The organism is uncultured Roseobacter sp. (assembly GCF_947501835.1).
Taxonomy (GTDB): domain Bacteria; phylum Pseudomonadota; class Alphaproteobacteria; order Rhodobacterales; family Rhodobacteraceae; genus Roseobacter.
The window spans coordinates 194,382-211,818 of the sequence record NZ_CANMXR010000002.1; the positions used below are offsets into that span (position 1 = coordinate 194,382).

The 17,437-nt window shown below is 56.5% G+C and carries 17 protein-coding genes; 8 read left to right on the forward strand and 9 right to left on the reverse strand.

Annotation, left to right across the window (positions count from 1 at the left end):
• Positions 1–46 precede the first annotated feature (46 nt).
• On the forward strand, positions 47–2,683 hold the full coding sequence (gene mutS, locus Q1A20_RS04795; protein WP_299916166.1) for a DNA mismatch repair protein MutS: 2,637 nt from the start codon (positions 47–49) through the stop codon (positions 2,681–2,683).
• A 30-nt stretch (positions 2,684–2,713) separates the two neighbouring features.
• On the opposite strand, the gene Q1A20_RS04800 is transcribed toward mutS, so the two are convergent.
• A complete protein-coding gene (locus Q1A20_RS04800) occupies positions 2,714–3,277 on the reverse strand; it encodes a nucleotide exchange factor GrpE (protein ID WP_298968836.1) in 564 nt (187 codons plus the stop codon).
• A 9-nt stretch (positions 3,278–3,286) separates the two neighbouring features.
• Positions 3,287–4,351 carry a heat-inducible transcriptional repressor HrcA gene (gene hrcA, locus Q1A20_RS04805; protein ID WP_299630500.1) on the reverse strand — a complete coding sequence of 355 codons (1,065 nt, stop codon included), beginning with the start codon at positions 4,349–4,351 and terminating at the stop codon, positions 3,287–3,289.
• A 111-nt stretch (positions 4,352–4,462) separates the two neighbouring features.
• Here hrcA and rph point away from each other — a divergent pair, with 111 nt between their 5' ends.
• The 3 genes from rph to hemW are packed head-to-tail and all read left to right on the forward strand — an operon-like array spanning position 4,463 to position 6,934.
• The gene (rph, locus tag Q1A20_RS04810) at positions 4,463–5,176 is read left to right on the forward strand and encodes a ribonuclease PH (protein ID WP_298968832.1); all 714 of its coding nucleotides are present in this window, start codon (positions 4,463–4,465) and stop codon (positions 5,174–5,176) included.
• The gene (gene rdgB, locus Q1A20_RS04815) at positions 5,173–5,784 is read left to right on the forward strand and encodes an RdgB/HAM1 family non-canonical purine NTP pyrophosphatase (RefSeq protein ID WP_299916168.1); all 612 of its coding nucleotides are present in this window, start codon (positions 5,173–5,175) and stop codon (positions 5,782–5,784) included. Before rph ends, rdgB begins: the two co-directional genes overlap by 4 nt.
• Complete coding sequence (hemW, locus tag Q1A20_RS04820; protein WP_299916504.1) at positions 5,777–6,934, forward strand: radical SAM family heme chaperone HemW; 1,158 nt, start codon at positions 5,777–5,779, stop codon at positions 6,932–6,934. Before rdgB ends, hemW begins: the two co-directional genes overlap by 8 nt.
• Here the strand turns inward: hemW and Q1A20_RS04825 are convergent.
• From Q1A20_RS04825 to hemJ, 7 genes are all read right to left on the reverse strand, one after another.
• Entirely contained in the window at positions 6,931–7,830 is a 900-nt protein-coding gene (locus Q1A20_RS04825) for a ParB/RepB/Spo0J family partition protein (protein WP_299401477.1), read from the reverse strand. The genes hemW and Q1A20_RS04825 overlap by 4 nt on opposite strands.
• Positions 7,831–7,840: 10 nt before the next feature.
• Positions 7,841–8,650: an AAA family ATPase gene (locus Q1A20_RS04830; RefSeq protein WP_298968827.1), complete on the reverse strand. Its 810-nt coding sequence runs from the start codon at positions 8,648–8,650 to the stop codon at positions 7,841–7,843.
• The gene (gene rsmG, locus Q1A20_RS04835) at positions 8,643–9,245 is read right to left on the reverse strand and encodes a 16S rRNA (guanine(527)-N(7))-methyltransferase RsmG (RefSeq protein WP_299401473.1); all 603 of its coding nucleotides are present in this window, start codon (positions 9,243–9,245) and stop codon (positions 8,643–8,645) included. Before rsmG ends, Q1A20_RS04830 begins: the two co-directional genes overlap by 8 nt.
• Positions 9,245–11,155, reverse strand: coding sequence for a tRNA uridine-5-carboxymethylaminomethyl(34) synthesis enzyme MnmG (gene mnmG, locus Q1A20_RS04840; RefSeq protein WP_299916171.1), 1,911 nt, complete (start codon positions 11,153–11,155; stop codon positions 9,245–9,247). Before mnmG ends, rsmG begins: the two co-directional genes overlap by 1 nt.
• Complete coding sequence (gene mnmE / locus Q1A20_RS04845; protein ID WP_299401469.1) at positions 11,121–12,410, reverse strand: tRNA uridine-5-carboxymethylaminomethyl(34) synthesis GTPase MnmE; 1,290 nt, start codon at positions 12,408–12,410, stop codon at positions 11,121–11,123. Before mnmE ends, mnmG begins: the two co-directional genes overlap by 35 nt.
• A gap of 30 nt (positions 12,411–12,440) precedes the next feature.
• Positions 12,441–13,748: a transcription termination factor Rho gene (gene rho / locus Q1A20_RS04850; protein ID WP_298968822.1), complete on the reverse strand. Its 1,308-nt coding sequence runs from the start codon at positions 13,746–13,748 to the stop codon at positions 12,441–12,443.
• A 123-nt stretch (positions 13,749–13,871) separates the two neighbouring features.
• Positions 13,872–14,321: a protoporphyrinogen oxidase HemJ gene (gene hemJ, locus Q1A20_RS04855; protein WP_299401463.1), complete on the reverse strand. Its 450-nt coding sequence runs from the start codon at positions 14,319–14,321 to the stop codon at positions 13,872–13,874.
• Between the two features lie 402 nt (positions 14,322–14,723).
• On the opposite strand from hemJ, the gene Q1A20_RS04860 reads away from it, so the two are divergent.
• From Q1A20_RS04860 to dnaQ, 4 genes are read left to right on the forward strand one after another with little or no spacing between them, the layout of a single operon-like run.
• Positions 14,724–15,323 carry a nucleoside triphosphate pyrophosphatase gene (locus Q1A20_RS04860; RefSeq protein ID WP_299401460.1) on the forward strand — a complete coding sequence of 200 codons (600 nt, stop codon included), beginning with the start codon at positions 14,724–14,726 and terminating at the stop codon, positions 15,321–15,323.
• On the forward strand, positions 15,320–16,168 hold the full coding sequence (locus Q1A20_RS04865) for a shikimate dehydrogenase (RefSeq protein WP_299401458.1): 849 nt from the start codon (positions 15,320–15,322) through the stop codon (positions 16,166–16,168). The genes Q1A20_RS04860 and Q1A20_RS04865 overlap by 4 nt, the downstream gene beginning before the upstream one ends.
• Complete coding sequence (gene coaE / locus Q1A20_RS04870; protein ID WP_299401455.1) at positions 16,168–16,758, forward strand: dephospho-CoA kinase; 591 nt, start codon at positions 16,168–16,170, stop codon at positions 16,756–16,758. Before Q1A20_RS04865 ends, coaE begins: the two co-directional genes overlap by 1 nt.
• Positions 16,751–17,437 (forward strand): DNA polymerase III subunit epsilon, encoded by a 687-nt coding sequence (dnaQ, locus tag Q1A20_RS04875; protein ID WP_299401452.1) that lies wholly within the window; start codon positions 16,751–16,753, stop codon positions 17,435–17,437. Before coaE ends, dnaQ begins: the two co-directional genes overlap by 8 nt.

A 17,437-nucleotide genomic window follows, 5' to 3' on the forward strand; every position in this document is an offset into this window, starting at 1 on the left:
CCCCGCACCGTTTGTAAGGTCTGCGCAAACCGCCGGGGGGCACCGCATGACCGTCACGCCAATGATGGCGCAATATCTCGAACTGAAAGCCGATTACTCGGACGCCTTGCTGTTCTATCGCATGGGCGATTTCTACGAGATGTTTTTCGAGGATGCGGTTGCCGCCGCGCAGGCGCTGGATATTGCGCTGACCAAACGCGGCAAACACGATGGCGCCGACATCCCGATGTGCGGCGTCCCGGTGCATGCCGCCGAAGGGTATTTGCTGACGCTGATCCGCAAGGGATTTCGCGTCGCCGTCTGCGAGCAGATGGAAAGCCCGGCGGAGGCGAAAAAGCGTGGCTCCAAATCGGTGGTGAAGCGCGATGTGGTGCGACTGGTCACGCCGGGCACGCTGACCGAAGAGGCCTTGCTCGAAGCGCGGCGGCACAATTACCTCGCGGGTTTTGCAGAAGTCCGGGACGCGCAGGCGCTGGCGTGGGTCGATATCTCCACCGGTGCGTTTCATGTGATGCCCCTGACCCGTTTGCGCTTGGGACCGGAGCTGGCACGGCTTGCACCCTCGGAGTTGATCGTCTCTGAGGCCAAGGAGGCGGATTTGAGAGAGACCGCGGAGGATTTTGGCATCGCCCTGACCGGGTTGGCGCGGTCGGCCTTCGACAGCACCGGCGGCGAAAAGCGTCTCTGCGCGCTTTTTGAAGTCGAGACACTGGACGCCTACGGTGCCTTTGATCGCGCAGAGGTCGCCGCGATGGGCGCGATCCTGCAGTATCTGGAGATCACCCAGAAAGGCAAACTGCCGCTCCTGCGCCCGCCGCAAAAGGAAGCAGAAGCCCGCACGGTGCAAATCGATGCCGCCACACGGCGCAATCTGGAACTAACTCAGGCGCTTTCGGGGGGTCGTGCCGGATCGTTGCTGTCGGTGATCGACAAAACCGCGACAGCCGGCGGGGCCCGGCTGCTGGAACGGCGGCTCTCCAGCCCCTCACGCGTGCTGTCTGTTGTCCGTGATCGCCTGGATGCCGTGCATTGGGCCACCGAAAACGCCCCGCATCGGCAGGATATCCGCGAGCAACTGCGCAAGGTGCCGGACCTTGATCGCGCCCTGTCGCGGCTGTCGCTTGAGCGCGGTGGTCCCCGTGATCTTGCCGCCATTCGAAACGGTCTGTCGCAGGCCGAAACACTTTGCGCCGACCTGAGCCCCTTGGAGTTGCCCGACCTGCTGAAAAAAGCGCTGGCTGACATGGCTGGTCATTCCGAGCTCATCGATCAGCTGGACGCTGCGCTGATCGCGGAGCCGCCGTTGCTCACCCGGGATGGTGGTTTCATCGCACCCGACCACGACGCGGAGCTGGATGAAGCGCGAAAGCTGCGAGACGAAGGCCGGGGCGTGATCGCCCAAATGCAGGCTGATTTCGTCTCTAACACGGGGATTTCTTCGCTTAAGATCAAACATAACAACGTGCTGGGCTACTTCATCGAAACCCCGAGCACACATGCGGACAAGATGCTGTCGCCGCCCCTGTCGGAGACCTTCATCCACCGTCAAACCACCGCAAATCAGGTGCGCTTCACCACCGTGGAACTCTCGGAAATGGAGACGCGCATTCTCAACGCCGGGGGCCGGGCGCTTGAGATTGAAAAACGCCTGTTCGAGGTGCTACGCAACGCGGTCCTGGAAAACGCGGCAAAGATTGCACAGGCCGCTGCCGGGCTCGCCGAGCTTGATCTGACCACCGCACTGGCGGACCTGGCGATTTCGGAAAACTGGGCAGCGCCCAAGGTCGATGACAGCCGGGCCTTCGACATCTCAGGTGGGCGGCATCCGGTTGTCGAGCATGCGTTGAAAAACAACTCCGGCGAGCCGTTCATCGCGAATGATTGTGAGCTGAGCGCCGATGACAGTGCGGCAAACATCTGGCTGCTCACTGGCCCCAACATGGCGGGTAAATCCACCTTTCTACGTCAGAACGCGATCATCGCGCTGCTGGCCCAAATGGGCAGCTTCGTGCCCGCGCAATCCGCGCACATCGGGCTGATCAGTCAGTTGTTCAGCCGCGTCGGAGCCTCCGATGATCTGGCACGGGGCCGCTCGACCTTCATGGTCGAAATGGTGGAAACCGCCGCGATCCTCAACCAGGCGGATGACCGGGCGCTGGTGATCCTGGACGAAATCGGTCGCGGCACCGCCACCTATGACGGGCTTTCCATCGCCTGGGCCACGCTGGAACACCTGCATGATGTCAACAAAAGCCGCGCGCTTTTCGCCACGCATTATCACGAGATGACGGCGCTGGCGGGCAAACTGTCCGGCGTCGATAATGCGACGGTCACCGTGAAAGAATGGGAAGGTGAGGTCATCTTTTTGCATGAAGTGAAAAAAGGGGCCGCCGACCGCTCCTATGGCGTTCAGGTGGCACAACTTGCAGGCCTGCCCGCGCCCGTGATTGCGCGGGCCCGCGTGGTTCTGGATGCGCTTGAGAAAGGCGAACGCGAGGGCGGCGCCACCCAGAAAACCCTGATTGATGATCTGCCCCTGTTTTCGGCGACACCGACGCCACCGCCCGCGCCGCCGAAAACGTCGCAAGTGGAAGAGGTGCTTGCCGACATTCACCCGGATGAACTCACCCCGCGCCAGGCGCTTGAAACGCTCTACAAACTAAAAGAGGCCGCCAAATCCTGACGGCCTTCTTTTCACGCTATGGGCTGTGGCTTACCCGGCAGGCGTCGACGACACCCCAACCTGCGCTGGACGCAGCAGCCGGTCGTGCAGCATGAAGCCTTCTGCGGCGACCTGAATGATATCGCCCGCCTTCGTCCCGGGCACCGGCGCTTCGAACATGGCCTGATGGTGCTGCGGATCAAAACGATCCCCCACTTCTGGCGCGATTACCTCGATCCCGTGTTTTTTAAAGACGCTCAAAAGTTCGCGCATCGTCAGCTGAATGCCTTCGATCAAAGCCGAGTTTGCTTCTTTCTGCTCATCGGTCACCGTTTCCAGCGCGCGCTTCATGTTGTCATAGACGGGCAGCATGTCACGCGACAGTTTTGACCCACCGTAGTTTTCCGCCTCGCGCCGATCCCGATCCGACCGTTTGCGCGCATTCTCGGCATCGGCCAGCGCCCGCATGAACCGATCGCGCAGTTCATCACGCTCCGCGCGCAGCTGGTCAATTTCCAGCGCTTCGTCATCAATCTCTTCCATCTCATCTGCAAAAGCCTCCGCTTCCGCGTCTTCGATGTCGTCCAGAAACTCTTCGTTCTTGGGCTCTGCCATAATTCACCTCTAGCTCCGGTCAGAGATCAGCTTTCCGACCAGCTGTGCCGTGTAATTCACAATCGGCACAATGCGTCCATAATTCAGTCTCGTCGGACCAATGACGCCCACGGCGCCAATGATCTTTCGATCAGCGTTCATATATGGGGAAACCACCAGAGAGGAACCCGAAAGTGAAAAAAGTTTGTTCTCAGAACCAATAAAAATGCGCACACCGTCGCCTTCTTCAGCAAGCTCAAGGAATTCCGCGATATCACGTTTGCGTTCAAGGTCGTCAAACAGGCGTCTGATCCGCTCCAGATCCTCGGTTTCGCCGTCTTCGCTGAGGAGATTCGACCGGCCCCGCACGATCAGACGCTCGATCTGATCACCCTCGCCTTCCCAGACCGCCAGACCACTCTGCACCAACTCCTGCGCAAGCGAATCGATCTCCTGCCGCCGGCTGGCAATTTCGCGTTGAATGGTGCCCTGCACCTCGCCCAGCGTTTTGCCTTCGATCAGCGCATTCAAGAAATTCGCCGCCTCCCGCATGGAGCTGGGTGTCTGACCGGGCGGTGGCGTGAACAACCGGTTTTCCACATGCCCATCCGCAAACACCAGCACCACCAGCGCCCGGTCGGGTGACAGCGAAACAAATTCGATATGTTTGATCGGCGCCTCGCGTTTCGGCGTGAGCACCAGAGAGGCCCCATGCGTGACACCCGACAGCGCAGAGCCCACGCGATCCAACAGACCGCTGACGTCCTGCTCGTTTGACCCCATGGTCGCGTCAATCATTTCACGGTCGGTCTCATCCGGACTACCGATCTCCAGCAGCCCGTCCACGAACATGCGCAGGCCCTGTTGGGTCGGGATACGTCCCGCGCTGACATGGGGGCTGTCCAGCAACCCGAGATATTCCAGATCCTGCATCACGTTGCGGATCGTCGCCGCACTGACGTTTTCGCTGAAATCGCGTGTCAGCGTCCGGGAGCCGACCGGCGCGCCATCCGCCAAATAACCTTCGACCACGCGGCGAAACACTTCGCGCGAGCGCTCGTTCATCTCCCCCAGAATATTCGGCACGTCGTTCATGATGGCATCCTAGCTGGTGCTGAATAAAAGCATAAAAGGAAGAGAATTCAATCGGGGTTGCATCTCGGCATGCGGGAACGGTATCGGAGGGTAGCAAACAAAGGATATCCCATGCGCCCTTCAGGTCGAGCACTAGATGAAATGCGGGCCGTTTCGATTGAAACGGATTTCACGAAACACGCCGAAGGATGCGCCCTGATCAAGATGGGGGATACACATGTGCTGTGCACTGCGACCATCGAGGACCGCGTGCCCCCCTTTATCAAGGGGTCGGGCCTCGGCTGGGTCACCGCAGAGTACGGCATGCTGCCCCGCGCGACCAACACGCGGATGCGGCGTGAGGCGGCAGCGGGCAAGCAAGGTGGGCGCACGGTTGAAATCCAGCGCCTGATTGGCCGGTCCTTGCGCGCCGGTGTGGACCGGGTTGCCTTGGGCGAACGTCAGATCACCGTGGATTGTGACGTGCTGCAGGCCGATGGCGGCACCCGTTGCGCGTCGATCACCGGGGGGTGGATTGCCCTGCGGCTGGCGGTTAACAAGTTGATGAAAGCCGGTGACGTGATCAGTGATCCGATGACCGATCCGGTGGCGGCGATCAGCTGCGGCATCTATGCCGGACAGCCGGTGCTGGATCTCGACTACCCCGAGGATTCCGAGGCGGGCGTCGATGGGAATTTCATCATGACGGGCTCGCACCAGTTGATCGAAGTACAGATGAGCGCCGAAGGCTCCGTCTTCTCCCGCGATCAGATGAATGCGCTGATGGATCTGGCCGAAAAAGGCGTTTCCGAATTGGCCGTCATGCAGAAATCGGCCGCTGCATGACCCGGGCGTTCGACGGCAAACGTATCCTGATCGCGACCCATAACGCGGGTAAGCTCGAAGAGATGCAACAGCTGTTCGAACCCTATGGCGTGTCAGTTGTTGGCGCGGCTGAGATGAACCTGGCTGAACCGGTGGAAACTGAAACAACCTTTGTCGGCAATGCCCGGATCAAGGCACGGGCCGCGGTTGAGGCAACCGGCCTGCCCGCGCTGGCGGACGATTCAGGCATCGAAGTCGAAGCCCTGGACAACCAGCCCGGCGTCTACACCGCAGATTGGGCGGAAACCGAGAATGGGCGTGATTTCATCATGGCGATGACGAAGACCCATGATTTGCTGGAGGAAAAGAGTGCGGCGCATCCGCGACGCGCCCGTTTTCGCGCGACCCTGGTGCTGGCCTGGCCTGACGGGCATGACGAAGTTTTTGAAGGCAAAGTCAACGGAACGCTGGTCTGGCCGATGCGGGGACAGACCGGGCATGGCTATGATCCGATGTTTCAACCCGATGGGCATGACATCACCTTTGCCGAGATGGACCCGGCGGAAAAGAACCGGATCAGCCACCGCGCAGATGCCTTCGCAAAACTGATTGCGGGATGCTTTGGCTGAGGATTGGGAGCAGGGCGGCTTTGGCCTTTATATCCATTGGCCGTTTTGCGAGGCCAAATGTCCCTACTGCGATTTCAACAGCCATGTGTCCCGGCAGATCGACCAGCAAGCCTGGTGCGACGCCTACCTGACAGAACTTGATCGGGCCGCGGCTGAAACACCCGGGCGTGTGCTGCGGTCCGTTTTCTTTGGCGGTGGCACGCCCAGCCTTATGGCGCCAGAGACCGTTGGACAGGTGATCGAGAAGATCCGCAAAAACTGGGCTTGCGCGAACGATCTGGAAATCACGCTGGAAGCCAATCCGGGATCCGTCGAAGCAGGCAGGTTCCGGGCCTTTCGGGATGGAGGCGTCAATAGAATTTCCATGGGAATTCAGGCGCTTAATGATCCAGATTTGCAAAAGCTCGGGCGGCTTCATTCCACAGATGAAGCATTGAAAGCGTTTGAGATTGCGCGCGCCACTTTTGATCGGGTCAGCTTTGATCTGATCTATGCACGTCAAGGGCAAAGCCTCGCCGCCTGGCGGGCTGAGCTGGAGCAAGCGCTGTCTTTGGCCGTGGATCACCTGTCGCTTTATCAGCTGACAATCGAGCAAGGCACCGCATTTGGTGACCGCTACAACGCCGGCAAGCTGCGCGGGCTGCCGGACGAGGACCTGAGCGCGGATCTTTTCACTCTGACGCAGGAGCTATGCGACAAACATGGCCTGCCCGCCTATGAGGTGTCGAACCACGCAGGCGACGGCGCGCAATCGATCCACAACCTGATTTACTGGCGCTATGGCGACTACATTGGGATCGGCCCCGGCGCCCATGGTCGGCTAACGATGCGCGGCCATCGCTATTCCACGGAATGCCACTCAAACCCCGCGCGGTGGCTGCACTCCGTGCAGGAGGCAAACTCTGAAAAGGAAAGAACACGGCTTGATACAGGTGATCAGGCGAGTGAATTTCTTCTCATGGGGTTGCGGCTCAAGGAAGGCATCAGTCGCGCGCGATTTGAAAAGCTGGCAGGGCGACCGCTGTCACCCACAAAGATCGGTGAATTAACGCAAATGGGCATGCTTTGCACCCAAGGTGATAAAATTATCGTTTCAGAACAAGGGTTTATGATACTAAATGCAGTGATTGCGACGCTATTGGAAGACTAGCTTCCGCTCAGCATCCGACACAATTCGTCCAGTTCTTCCAAGGATTTGTAGTGTAGCGTCATCTGACCAGATTCCTGACCTGGCTTGTGGCGCAATACAACCTTCATACCCAGAGAGGCAGACAGATCGCCCTCAAGCGCCTTGGTATCTGCATCCTTCGCCTCGGTCTTTGGCTTCGCGTTCCCGCTGAAAATATTGTCATCGCCATTGGATTGTTCTTTCTTCACCAACGCTTCAACGGCCCGCACGGACAGACCGCTCTTGATGATCTGCTGGGCAATCTTCGACGGGTTCTCAGCGGTGATCAACGCACGCGCGTGTCCCGCGCTCAGATCACCCTTTCGCACCATCTCTAATACATCATCCGGCAGGTTCAGCAGACGCAGAAGGTTCGCGATGTGGCTACGGCTCTTCCCAAGCGCCTCCGCCATTTTTTCCTGCGTATGGCCAAACCGGTCCATCAGCTGCCGATACCCCACCGCCTCTTCAATCGGGTTCAGGTCCGCCCGCTGAATATTCTCGATGATCGCAACTTCCAGCACTTCGACGTCCGTAAAGGACCGCACCACAACCGGCAGCTCATGCAGCTTGGCCATCTGCGCTGCACGCCAGCGGCGTTCACCCGCTACGATCTCATACTGTCCGCTCGGCAACGCCCGCACGATCAGCGGCTGAATAACCCCTTTTTCGCGAATGGAAGCTGCCAGGTCCTCCAGGTCACCCTCCGCAAATCTTTTGCGGGGCTGGTCCGGATTGGGTAAAATCTGCTCAATCGGAATAAGGCGTTCCGCTGCCGCTGGTCCAGTACTGACCACCTTTTCCGTTTCCGCAACATCCGACATCAACGCAGACAAGCCGCGCCCGAGGCCTCGTTTACGATCCACTCCACCTGCCATGTCAGCCCCCTTATGCGACTTTTTCTGTATTTCTGCTCAGAACTTCCCGCGCCAGCGCCCGGTAGGCCTGCGCGCCTTTTGATGCCGTATCATAGGTGAGAACCGGCATCGCGAAAGATGGTGCCTCGCTGACCCGAACATTTCTGGGCACCCGTGTTTTGAAAACAAGCTCACCCAGATTGTCCCGCGCGTCCTGCTCGACCTGAAGGGACAGGTTGTTCCGCTGATCATACATCGTCAAAACGATGCCTTCGATGCGCAAATCCTTATTTCCGCTTTGCCGGACCTCACGAATGGTCAGCATCAATTGCGACAACCCTTCAAGGGCAAAGAATTCGCTCTGCAACGGCACCAGCACAGAATGCGACGCGATCATCGCATTGACCGTCAAAAGGTTCAGGGATGGCGGGCAGTCGATCAGGATATAGTCCAGCTCAAATGCATCCATTGCCGTCTGTCGCAACGCATCATGCAGCAGAAAACTGCGTTTTTCATTGGAAATCAGCTCGATATCCGCTGAACTCAGATCCACCGTTGCGGGGACAATGAGCAATCCTGGCGTGACCGTCGGCAGAATAACAGATTTAAGATCAATATCTTCGAGCAAAAGCTCGTAGGTCGTCAGTTCGCGATCTTCGGTTTCGATACCCAGACCCGTTGATGCATTCCCCTGCGGATCGAGGTCAACCACCAAAACGCGCTTCCCGGCTTCGACCAGGGCCGCCGCCAGGTTGATTGTTGTCGTGGTTTTTCCAACGCCACCTTTTTGGTTCGCTACCGAAATGATCTTCGGACCAGCCGGGCGTGATAGGTCAGACAAGATGGATATCCTTCACCTCAAGAATGGCAGCGTTTGGGTTCGTCTTACTTTTATGCGCAACCAGATCAAAAGACCACGACTTGCGTGCTGTCTCCACCTCTTTTTCCCAGGTTTCGCCCTTGAAAAACAACGCACGCCCGCTTCGAGTCAGATGTATTTCTGCATATCTGAGCAGCTGATCCAAATCTGCGAGCGCCCGTGCCGATAAGATATCCGCATTCATAGGTGCGGTTTGCTCGATCCGAGATACAAGAACAGAAGCCTGCAAATCCAATTCGCGGATCACGGTGCGTAGAAAGGTGGATTTGCGAATGTCACTCTCCACCATGGTGACATGTCGATCCGGATGAAATTCCTTGGCCAAGATCGCGACCACAAGACCCGGCAGGCCACCACCGCTTCCGATATCCGACCAAGCTATTTCATCCCCCGCATGATGATACACTTGCAGTGAATCATTGATATGGCGTTCCCATGCGTCCGAGATACTAGATTTGGACACCAGATTTATCTTCGTATTCCACTTTTTCAGAAGGTCGTGGAATACCCCCAATCGGTTCAATGTTTCACGTGAAACATTCAAATCCGACGTCATCAGGCTGACTTCTTTCGCTTGAGCTGCCGCAACTTCGCAAGAATCAGAGTCAACGCGGCTGGCGTCATCCCATCCACGCGAGACATTTGCGCCAGCGTGGAAGGTTTTACCGCGATCAACTTGGATTTAAGCTCATTGGATAAGCCCTCTAAACCCTCATAGGCGAAATCACTCGGAATAACCTGCGCCTCATCCTTACGAAGTAGGTCAATATCGCGCTGTTGTCGCTGAATATAATTCGCGTAAAGCGCCTCTCTCTCCATTTGCTTTCGGGTTTCCGCTTCGATCCCCTCGAACTCTGAGTCGAGAGCGGCAATTTCCACGAAAGATACATCGGGGAATGCCAAAAGCTGCATGGCCGTTCTTCTGCTGCCATCCTGATTGATTTTGATACCAACTTCAGAGGCCTGGGACGGCGTAAATGTCTTTTTACTCAGCGATTCACGCGCAAATTCCAGCTTTTCCGCTTTCTCAAGGTAAGCCCTTGCCCGCGTCGCACCAACACACCCAAGATCTATGCCCAGTGGCGTCAGCCGTTGATCCGCATTATCGGCGCGCAAAGACAACCGGAATTCGGCGCGCGAGGTGAACATGCGATAGGGTTCACTCACGCCGCGCGTTGTCAGGTCATCGATCATGACGCCGATATAGCTTTCAGACCTCGAAAAATGCACAGGGTCACGCCCCTGCGCCGCTAGCGCCGCATTCAACCCGGCAACCAATCCCTGCGCCGCCGCCTCTTCATATCCGGTGGTTCCGTTAATTTGTCCGGCTAAATACAATCCGGGCACATTCGGCAGCGCCAACTGGGCGTTCAATGCACGCGGATCAACGTAATCATACTCAATCGCATACCCCGGCTGCAGAATTGTTGCGTTTTCAAGGCCATAGATCGAATGAACGTAATCTTCCTGAACAGATTCGGGCAAGGATGTCGATATGCCATTTGGATAAACGGTCGTTGTGGACAGGCTTTCCGGCTCCAAAAAGATCTGGTGGGAATCTTTATCTGCAAATCGGACAATCTTGTCTTCAATCGACGGGCAATACCGCGGACCCACCCCATCAATGTGCCCGCCATACATGGCGGACCGCGACAGGTTTTCGCGAATGATGTCGTGCGTTTTTGAATTCGTATGCGTTATGCCACAGCTGACCTGCCGTGCGGTTACACCCTTTGACATGAATGAAAACAAGGTCGGATCTTCATCCCCAGGCTGATCCTGGAGAACCTCCCAATTGATCGTCTTTACATCCAGACGTGGTGGCGTGCCGGTCTTCAGCCGACCCAATGGCAATTCAAAGGAATCAATACGTTCAGCCAGCTTAACGGAGGCCTTTTCACCGATCCTACCGCCAGATCGGGATACGTCACCGATATGAATTACCCCGCGCAGAAAGGTCCCAGTGGTCAGCACGATAGAAGTCGCGTCAATCTCGCTGCCATCATGCAGGAAAACGCCCGCAACACGATCCCCTTGCATCTTGAAATCAACAACTTCACCCAAGATGATTGAAAGATTGGCGCGAGATTTGATCTCCGAGAGCATTTCCGATTGATAGATCTGACGATCTGATTGCGCGCGCGGACCCTGTACCGCAGGACCTTTTCGACGATTGAGCAAGCGAAATTGGATACCCGCCTTATCGGCAACACGCCCCATCACGCCATCCATCGCATCGATTTCACGCACGAGGTGGCCCTTACCCAGACCGCCAATCGCCGGGTTGCAGGACATCGCGCCAATGCCGTCTTCAGTCATGGTGACCAGGGCTGTATGCGCTCCCATCCGCGCCGCCGCATGCGCCGCCTCAGCACCCGCGTGGCCACCCCCAATGACAAGAACCTCAAAATGTTTCACGTGAAATACTCCGCTATTTCCCAAGACAGAAGCTTGAGAATATTTCATCCAACAGGTTTTCTACATCGATACGCCCGACCAAAGCTTCAAGGGCTCGAATCGACGTCCGCAATTCCTCTGCCGCTATATCATAAAGCTCCGGACCATTACCCACGATTGCTTGCGCAGCCTGCAAACTCTCAAAAGCCCGCTCCATCGCAACACGATGCCTCTCATGCGTGGCCAACCCGGCAAGTGCAGTTCTGTCTTGAAGCGTCGCTTGGATCCGTGTGATCAACTCCCGCACGCCCGCGCCGGTTTTCCCAGATATACCAACACTGCGCGCGACGTTGGAAATATCTGCCTTCGGATGAAGGACGATGTCCTTCTCCTGAGGTGGCAGCATCAGACTTTCCCCTGGTTCAGCCAGAAAGACCCGTAAATCCGCTCCCCTTGCACGTTCCAAGGCGCGAGAAACACCGATGTTTTCAATTTCATCCTCAGCATCACGCAGCCCAGCGGTATCCAGAAAAGTCACGGGTAAGCCTTGCAAGTCCATCCGAACCTCGATGACATCCCGCGTTGTTCCGGCAATTTCCGACGTGATCGCCGCCTCGCGACCCGCCAAACGATTTAGCAAGGTCGACTTGCCCGCGTTTGGCGCGCCCACAAGCGCAACTTCAAAACCGGTACGGATACGTTCCGCCACAAAACTTCCGGAGATTTCGTTTTCGAGATCAGCGGTCACATCCTTAAGCAACGCACAGACTTCCGGGCTTACATCAACAGGCACGTCTTCGTCCGCAAAATCAATTGTAGCTTCCAGCAAGGCGGCCGCTCTGATCAGCTTCGATCTCCACCCGTCCACCCGCGCGCCCAAAGCACCGGATAAAACACGCACCGCCTGCTTTCTCTGCGCTTCGGTTTCCGCATCGATGAGATCCGCCAGCCCCTCCACCTGGGCAAGGTCTAGCCTCTCATTTTCCAACGCACGCCGGGTGAATTCTCCCGGCTCGGCCAACCGGGTGCCCTCCTGTTTCGACAATTCTTCTAGGACAGCCCGAACCACTGAAACGCTTCCATGGACATGTAACTCAACCACGTCCTCACCCGTAAAGCTATTTGGTGCTTTGAAACAAAGAACCAGCGCGTGATCGAGAAGATCACCAGCGGCATTTCTCAAGGAGCGTGTCGCGGAATACCTGGGCTCAGGCAACTTTCCACACAAGACATGGGCCGACGCATGGGCATCCGGCCCGGATATTCGGATGACCGACACCCCAGCCTTACCCTGCGCCGATGCCAGAGCATAAATCGTATTCATCAATTTAACCCACTGTTTTTAAACAATAAGTTATGTATTCATGGAGTCGAAGAAATCCGAGTTTGTCTTGGTCTGTTTCAGCTTGGAAATCAGGAATTCAATCGCATCTGTTGTGCCCATCGGGTTCAGAATACGGCGCAAGACGAATGTTTTCTGCAGGTCAACCTTATCCACCAGCAGGTCCTCTTTCCGTGTTCCGGATTTCAGAATATCCATCGCCGGGAAGACGCGTTTGTCAGCGATCTTGCGGTCCAGAACGATTTCCGAGTTACCCGTGCCTTTGAATTCTTCGAAAATTACTTCATCCATTCGGCTGCCCGTGTCGATGAGTGCCGTCGCAATAATGGTCAGCGATCCACCCTCTTCGATGTTCCGCGCGGCACCAAAGAAACGTTTCGGGCGTTGCAAGGCGTTGGCATCCACACCCCCGGTCAAAACCTTACCAGAGGATGGCACCACGGTGTTGAACGCCCGACCAAGACGCGTGATGGAATCCAGCAGGATGACCACGTCACGTTTGTGCTCGACAAGCCGTTTGGCCTTTTCAATCACCATGTCGGACACCGCCACGTGACGCGTCGCCGGTTCGTCAAAGGTCGAGGACACAACCTCACCTTTGACCGACCTTTGCATGTCCGTGACCTCTTCGGGCCGTTCGTCAATCAGAAGGACAATCAGGTAGCATTCTGGATGGTTCTTCTCGATGGAATTCGCGATGTTTTGAAGCAGAACCGTTTTACCCGTCCGAGGCGGCGCCACGATCAGCGACCGCTGGCCCTTTCCGATCGGGGCAACCAGGTCAATGATGCGCGAGGACCGGTCTTTGACGGTTGGATCATCGACTTCCATCGTCAGGCGCTCATCTGGATAAAGCGGCGTCAGGTTTTCAAAAGCCACCTTGTGACGGGCTTTTTCCGGCTCTTCAAAGTTGATCTGTGTCACATCCAAAAGCGCAAAATAACGTTCGCTGTCATCTGGCGCCTTGATCACACCCTCGATGGTATCGCCGGTGCGCAGCGAGTATTTGCGGATCATCTCGGGCGAGACGTAGATGTCATCCGGGCCCGGCAGATAGTTTGCCTCGGGCGAGCGCAGAAACCCGAAACCGTCCTGCAGCACTTCCAGCACGCCATCACCGGAAATTTCCCAGCCTTCATCCGCGCGTTCGCGCAGGATCTGGAACATCATCTCGCCCTTGCGCATGGTCGAGGCGTTTTCGATCTCCAGATCTTCGGCCATGGACAGAAGGTCTTTGGGGCTCTTGCGCTTCAGGTCCGCGAGATTCAGTGTCTCAAGCGTTTCCGGCGCTGTCGGTGTGTCGATCATGTCAGATGTCATGGAAATACCCGTGATCAACCGCAGCAAAGCCGCCAGCTGATGTCATTTGAAAATTTAGGTCTGCGCCATCCCCGGACGGGGTGGTGATGGGTACATAAGCCGCCGCGTAGCACGAGTCAATTCTCAGAACTTGATGACGACTGAAAGCACGATCAGAACCATCAGCAAGGTCGGCACTTCGTTCATCATTCGGTACTGGCGCCCGCTCAGGTCATTGGAGCCAGAAATGAAATCCTTCCGCCTCAAGCCCAGCCAGTGATGAAACCAGGTCATCCCCAAAACACCCGCCGCCTTGGTCCAGGGCCATATCGCTGTCCAATCAACAATGCCCGGCGTGAAAACAAGACACAGACCAAACACCCAGGTCGCTATCATCGCCGGGTTCATGATCACCCGCAGCAATTTCAGCTCCATGGTTTGAAACAGCGCATGGGTCTCCCCGCTTTGCCCAACCTGTTCTACGTGGTACACAAACAGCCGGGGCAGGTAGAACAAACCCGCCATCCAGGCAATCACGGACATGATGTGAAATGCCTTGATCCATGGATATCCAAGGGCAAGTAGGTTCGTCATTCATCTCTCCGATCCGTTTGCCTCTCTTATAAATATATAAAGAAAGATTAAAGGATGATGATTATGTAGGGTCTTGGATTTCTGTGGATTATCATTTTGTCCGCGGGGTTTTACCGATGAGGAAAAAGTTCGTCCGGATATTTTATATCTTCTGATTTTGGAGAATAATATATATAAAACAAATGGTTGAATAGGTTTTCTTTTCACATCGCCTGTATAAAACTGTGGGTAAGATCACAACGAAATTGTTATTCACAAGATCTCGGTTATCCTTCCTACCAGCGTATTAATCTTCGTGAACATCTGGACTGACCCCAGCCCTTCTTGCTCTTGCGTGATCTCGCTGTTTTGCCCAGAAGAAACTATTAAGAAATCCTTAAGGGTGCTCACAGGGTTATACACATGTCCCAGCCGCTCATATTGGCATCCGGCTCCGAAATCAGAGCCCAGATGCTGCGCCAGGCCGGCGTCAGATTCACGATTCAGCCCGGACGGGTCGACGAAGATATGGTGCGCGACGCCATGTTGGCAGAGAATGCGCCGCCGCGTGATATTGCCGATGCCTTGGCCGAAATGAAAGCGCGCAAGGTGAGCGACAAAAATCCGGATGCGCTGGTTTTGGGCTGTGATCAGGTGCTGGACCACCAGGGGACGCTGTTTTCAAAACCGCAATCCCCCGAAGAGGCCATCGATCAATTGCACCGGCTGCGCAATGACCGGCACAGTCTGCTGTCAGCCGCGGTAATCTATGACGGTGGCAAGCCGGTTTGGCGGCATGTGGGTCAGGTGCGTCTGCGGATGCGCGATGCGACGGATGACTATATCAACGGCTATGTTGCGCGGAATTGGGACAGCATCCGCCATGCCGTCGGGGCCTATAAGCTCGAAGAAGAAGGCGTGCGGCTTTTCACTCGGATCGAAGGGGATTACTTTAACGTGCTGGGCCTGCCCTTGCTGGAGCTACTGGCCTACCTGACGCTGCGTGGAGAGTTGGAACGATGACGAATACGTCAAAATCCCCGGATAAAATCCCCTTGGCGGGCGTCATCGGGTCCCCGATTGCGCATTCGAAGTCACCACGAGTGCACCGTCATTGGTTGAACAAACATGGCGTCAACGGGTTCTACATTCCAATGGATGTGGCCGCGCGCGATTTGCGAGACGTCTTGACCACCTTACCCAAAGCCGGGTTTGTGGGCGTCAACATCACGATCCCGCATAAGGAAGCGGTTTTGGAAATTGCGGATCTCATCACGGATCGTGCGACGCTGATCGGCGCAGCCAATACGTTGATCTTTCGCAAAGATGGTAAGATTCATGCTGATAATACAGACGGTTACGGGTTTCTTGAAAATCTGAAAGCAGGCGCGCCCAATTGGGTGCCGACGCAAGGGGCGGCCGCCGTCCTGGGTGCGGGCGGCGCGGCGCGGGCGGTAATCGCATCGCTGCTCGATGCTGGCGTGCCAGAAATCCTGTTGTCGAACCGGACGCGGGTGCGCGCCGAAAAACTGCAGTCGGATTTCGGCAATCGCATCAGGGTGATCGATTGGGTACAGGCCGGAAATATGCTGGAAGAGACCAGTCTGGTTGTGAACACATCGTCGCTGGGGATGGTTGGCAAGCCCGAGATGCGCGTGCCGCTTGACGGGCTGAAAAAATCGACGGTTGTCACCGATCTTGTCTATACGCCGCTGAAAACCCGGCTGTTGCAGGTTGCGGAGGAAAAAGGCTGCGTCACGGTGGATGGTCTGGGCATGCTCCTGCATCAGGCGGTGCCCGGGTTCGAACGGTGGTTCGGGCCGCGACCGGATGTGGATGATGACGCCCGCGCCGCGGTTTTGCGCTAGTGTTCAGACTTGGCCTGACCGGGTCCATTGGAATGGGCAAATCGACGACCGCGCAGATGTTTGTCGACGAGGGCTGCGCACTCTGGGATGCGGATGCGGCGGTGCATCGGCTATATGGTCAGGATGGTGCGGCCATCACCCCGATCTCGGCCCTTTATCCGGATGCAATCGTGGACGGTGCGGTTTCGCGATCTGCGTTGCGCAACATCATTTCCAAAGACAGAGATGCCCTGAAGAAAATTGAAACCATCGTCCACCCGCTGGTGGCGCAGGATCGCGAAGCTTTCCTGTCAAATCCAATATCTGATATCGCCGTTCTCGACATTCCCCTGCTCTTTGAAACCGGAGGCGAGAGGCAGATGGATGCCGTCGCATGTGTCTCTGTTTCGCCTGAAGAGCAGGAAAAACGCGTTCTGGAGCGAGGAACGATGACACGCGCGGAATTCGAAAACATCCGGGCGAAACAGATGCCAAATGACGAAAAATGCGCGCGATCCGATTTCGTGATCGTCACGGATACGGTTGAACATGCCCGCGCGCAGGTTCAGGATGTGGTCAGGCAAATCAGAGAGAGATTGCGCGATGCGTGAAGTTGTCCTGGATACGGAAACCACCGGTTTTGACCCGCAATCCGGCGACCGGATTGTCGAGATCGGCGCGGTGGAATTGATGGGCCATATGGCGACCGGCAAAACCTATCATCAATACATCAACCCCGAACGCTCAATGCCCGAAGAGGCGTTTCAAGTGCACGGGTTGGGCGATGATTTCCTGCGCGATAAACCGAAATTTGCGCAGGTCGGCCAGGCATTTCTGGATTTCATTGGTGATGCGAAACTGGTGATCCACAATGCTTCATTCGACATCAAATTCCTGAATGCCGAGCTGAAATGGATGGGCCTGCCGCTGATCCCCTGGGAGCAGGCCATCGATACGCTGGAGATCGCGCGCAAACGGTTTCCCGGCTCACCCGCATCATTGGACGCGCTCTGCCGTCGGTTCAACATCGACAATTCTTCGCGGACGTTGCACGGCGCGCTGTTGGACAGTGAAATTCTAGCGGAAGTCTATCTGGAGCTGATCGGCGGTCGGCAGCCCGATTTTGGCCTGTCAACTGCGGCACAGAACAGGTCGGGCACCGGTGAGGAGGACTGGATGCCAAGACCGAGGCCGACGCCGCTCAAACCCCGTTTGACCGAAAAAGAAGCCGCCGCCCATGCCGAATTTGTGGCGAAACTGGGCGACGACGCATTGTGGCTTAAAGCCTGA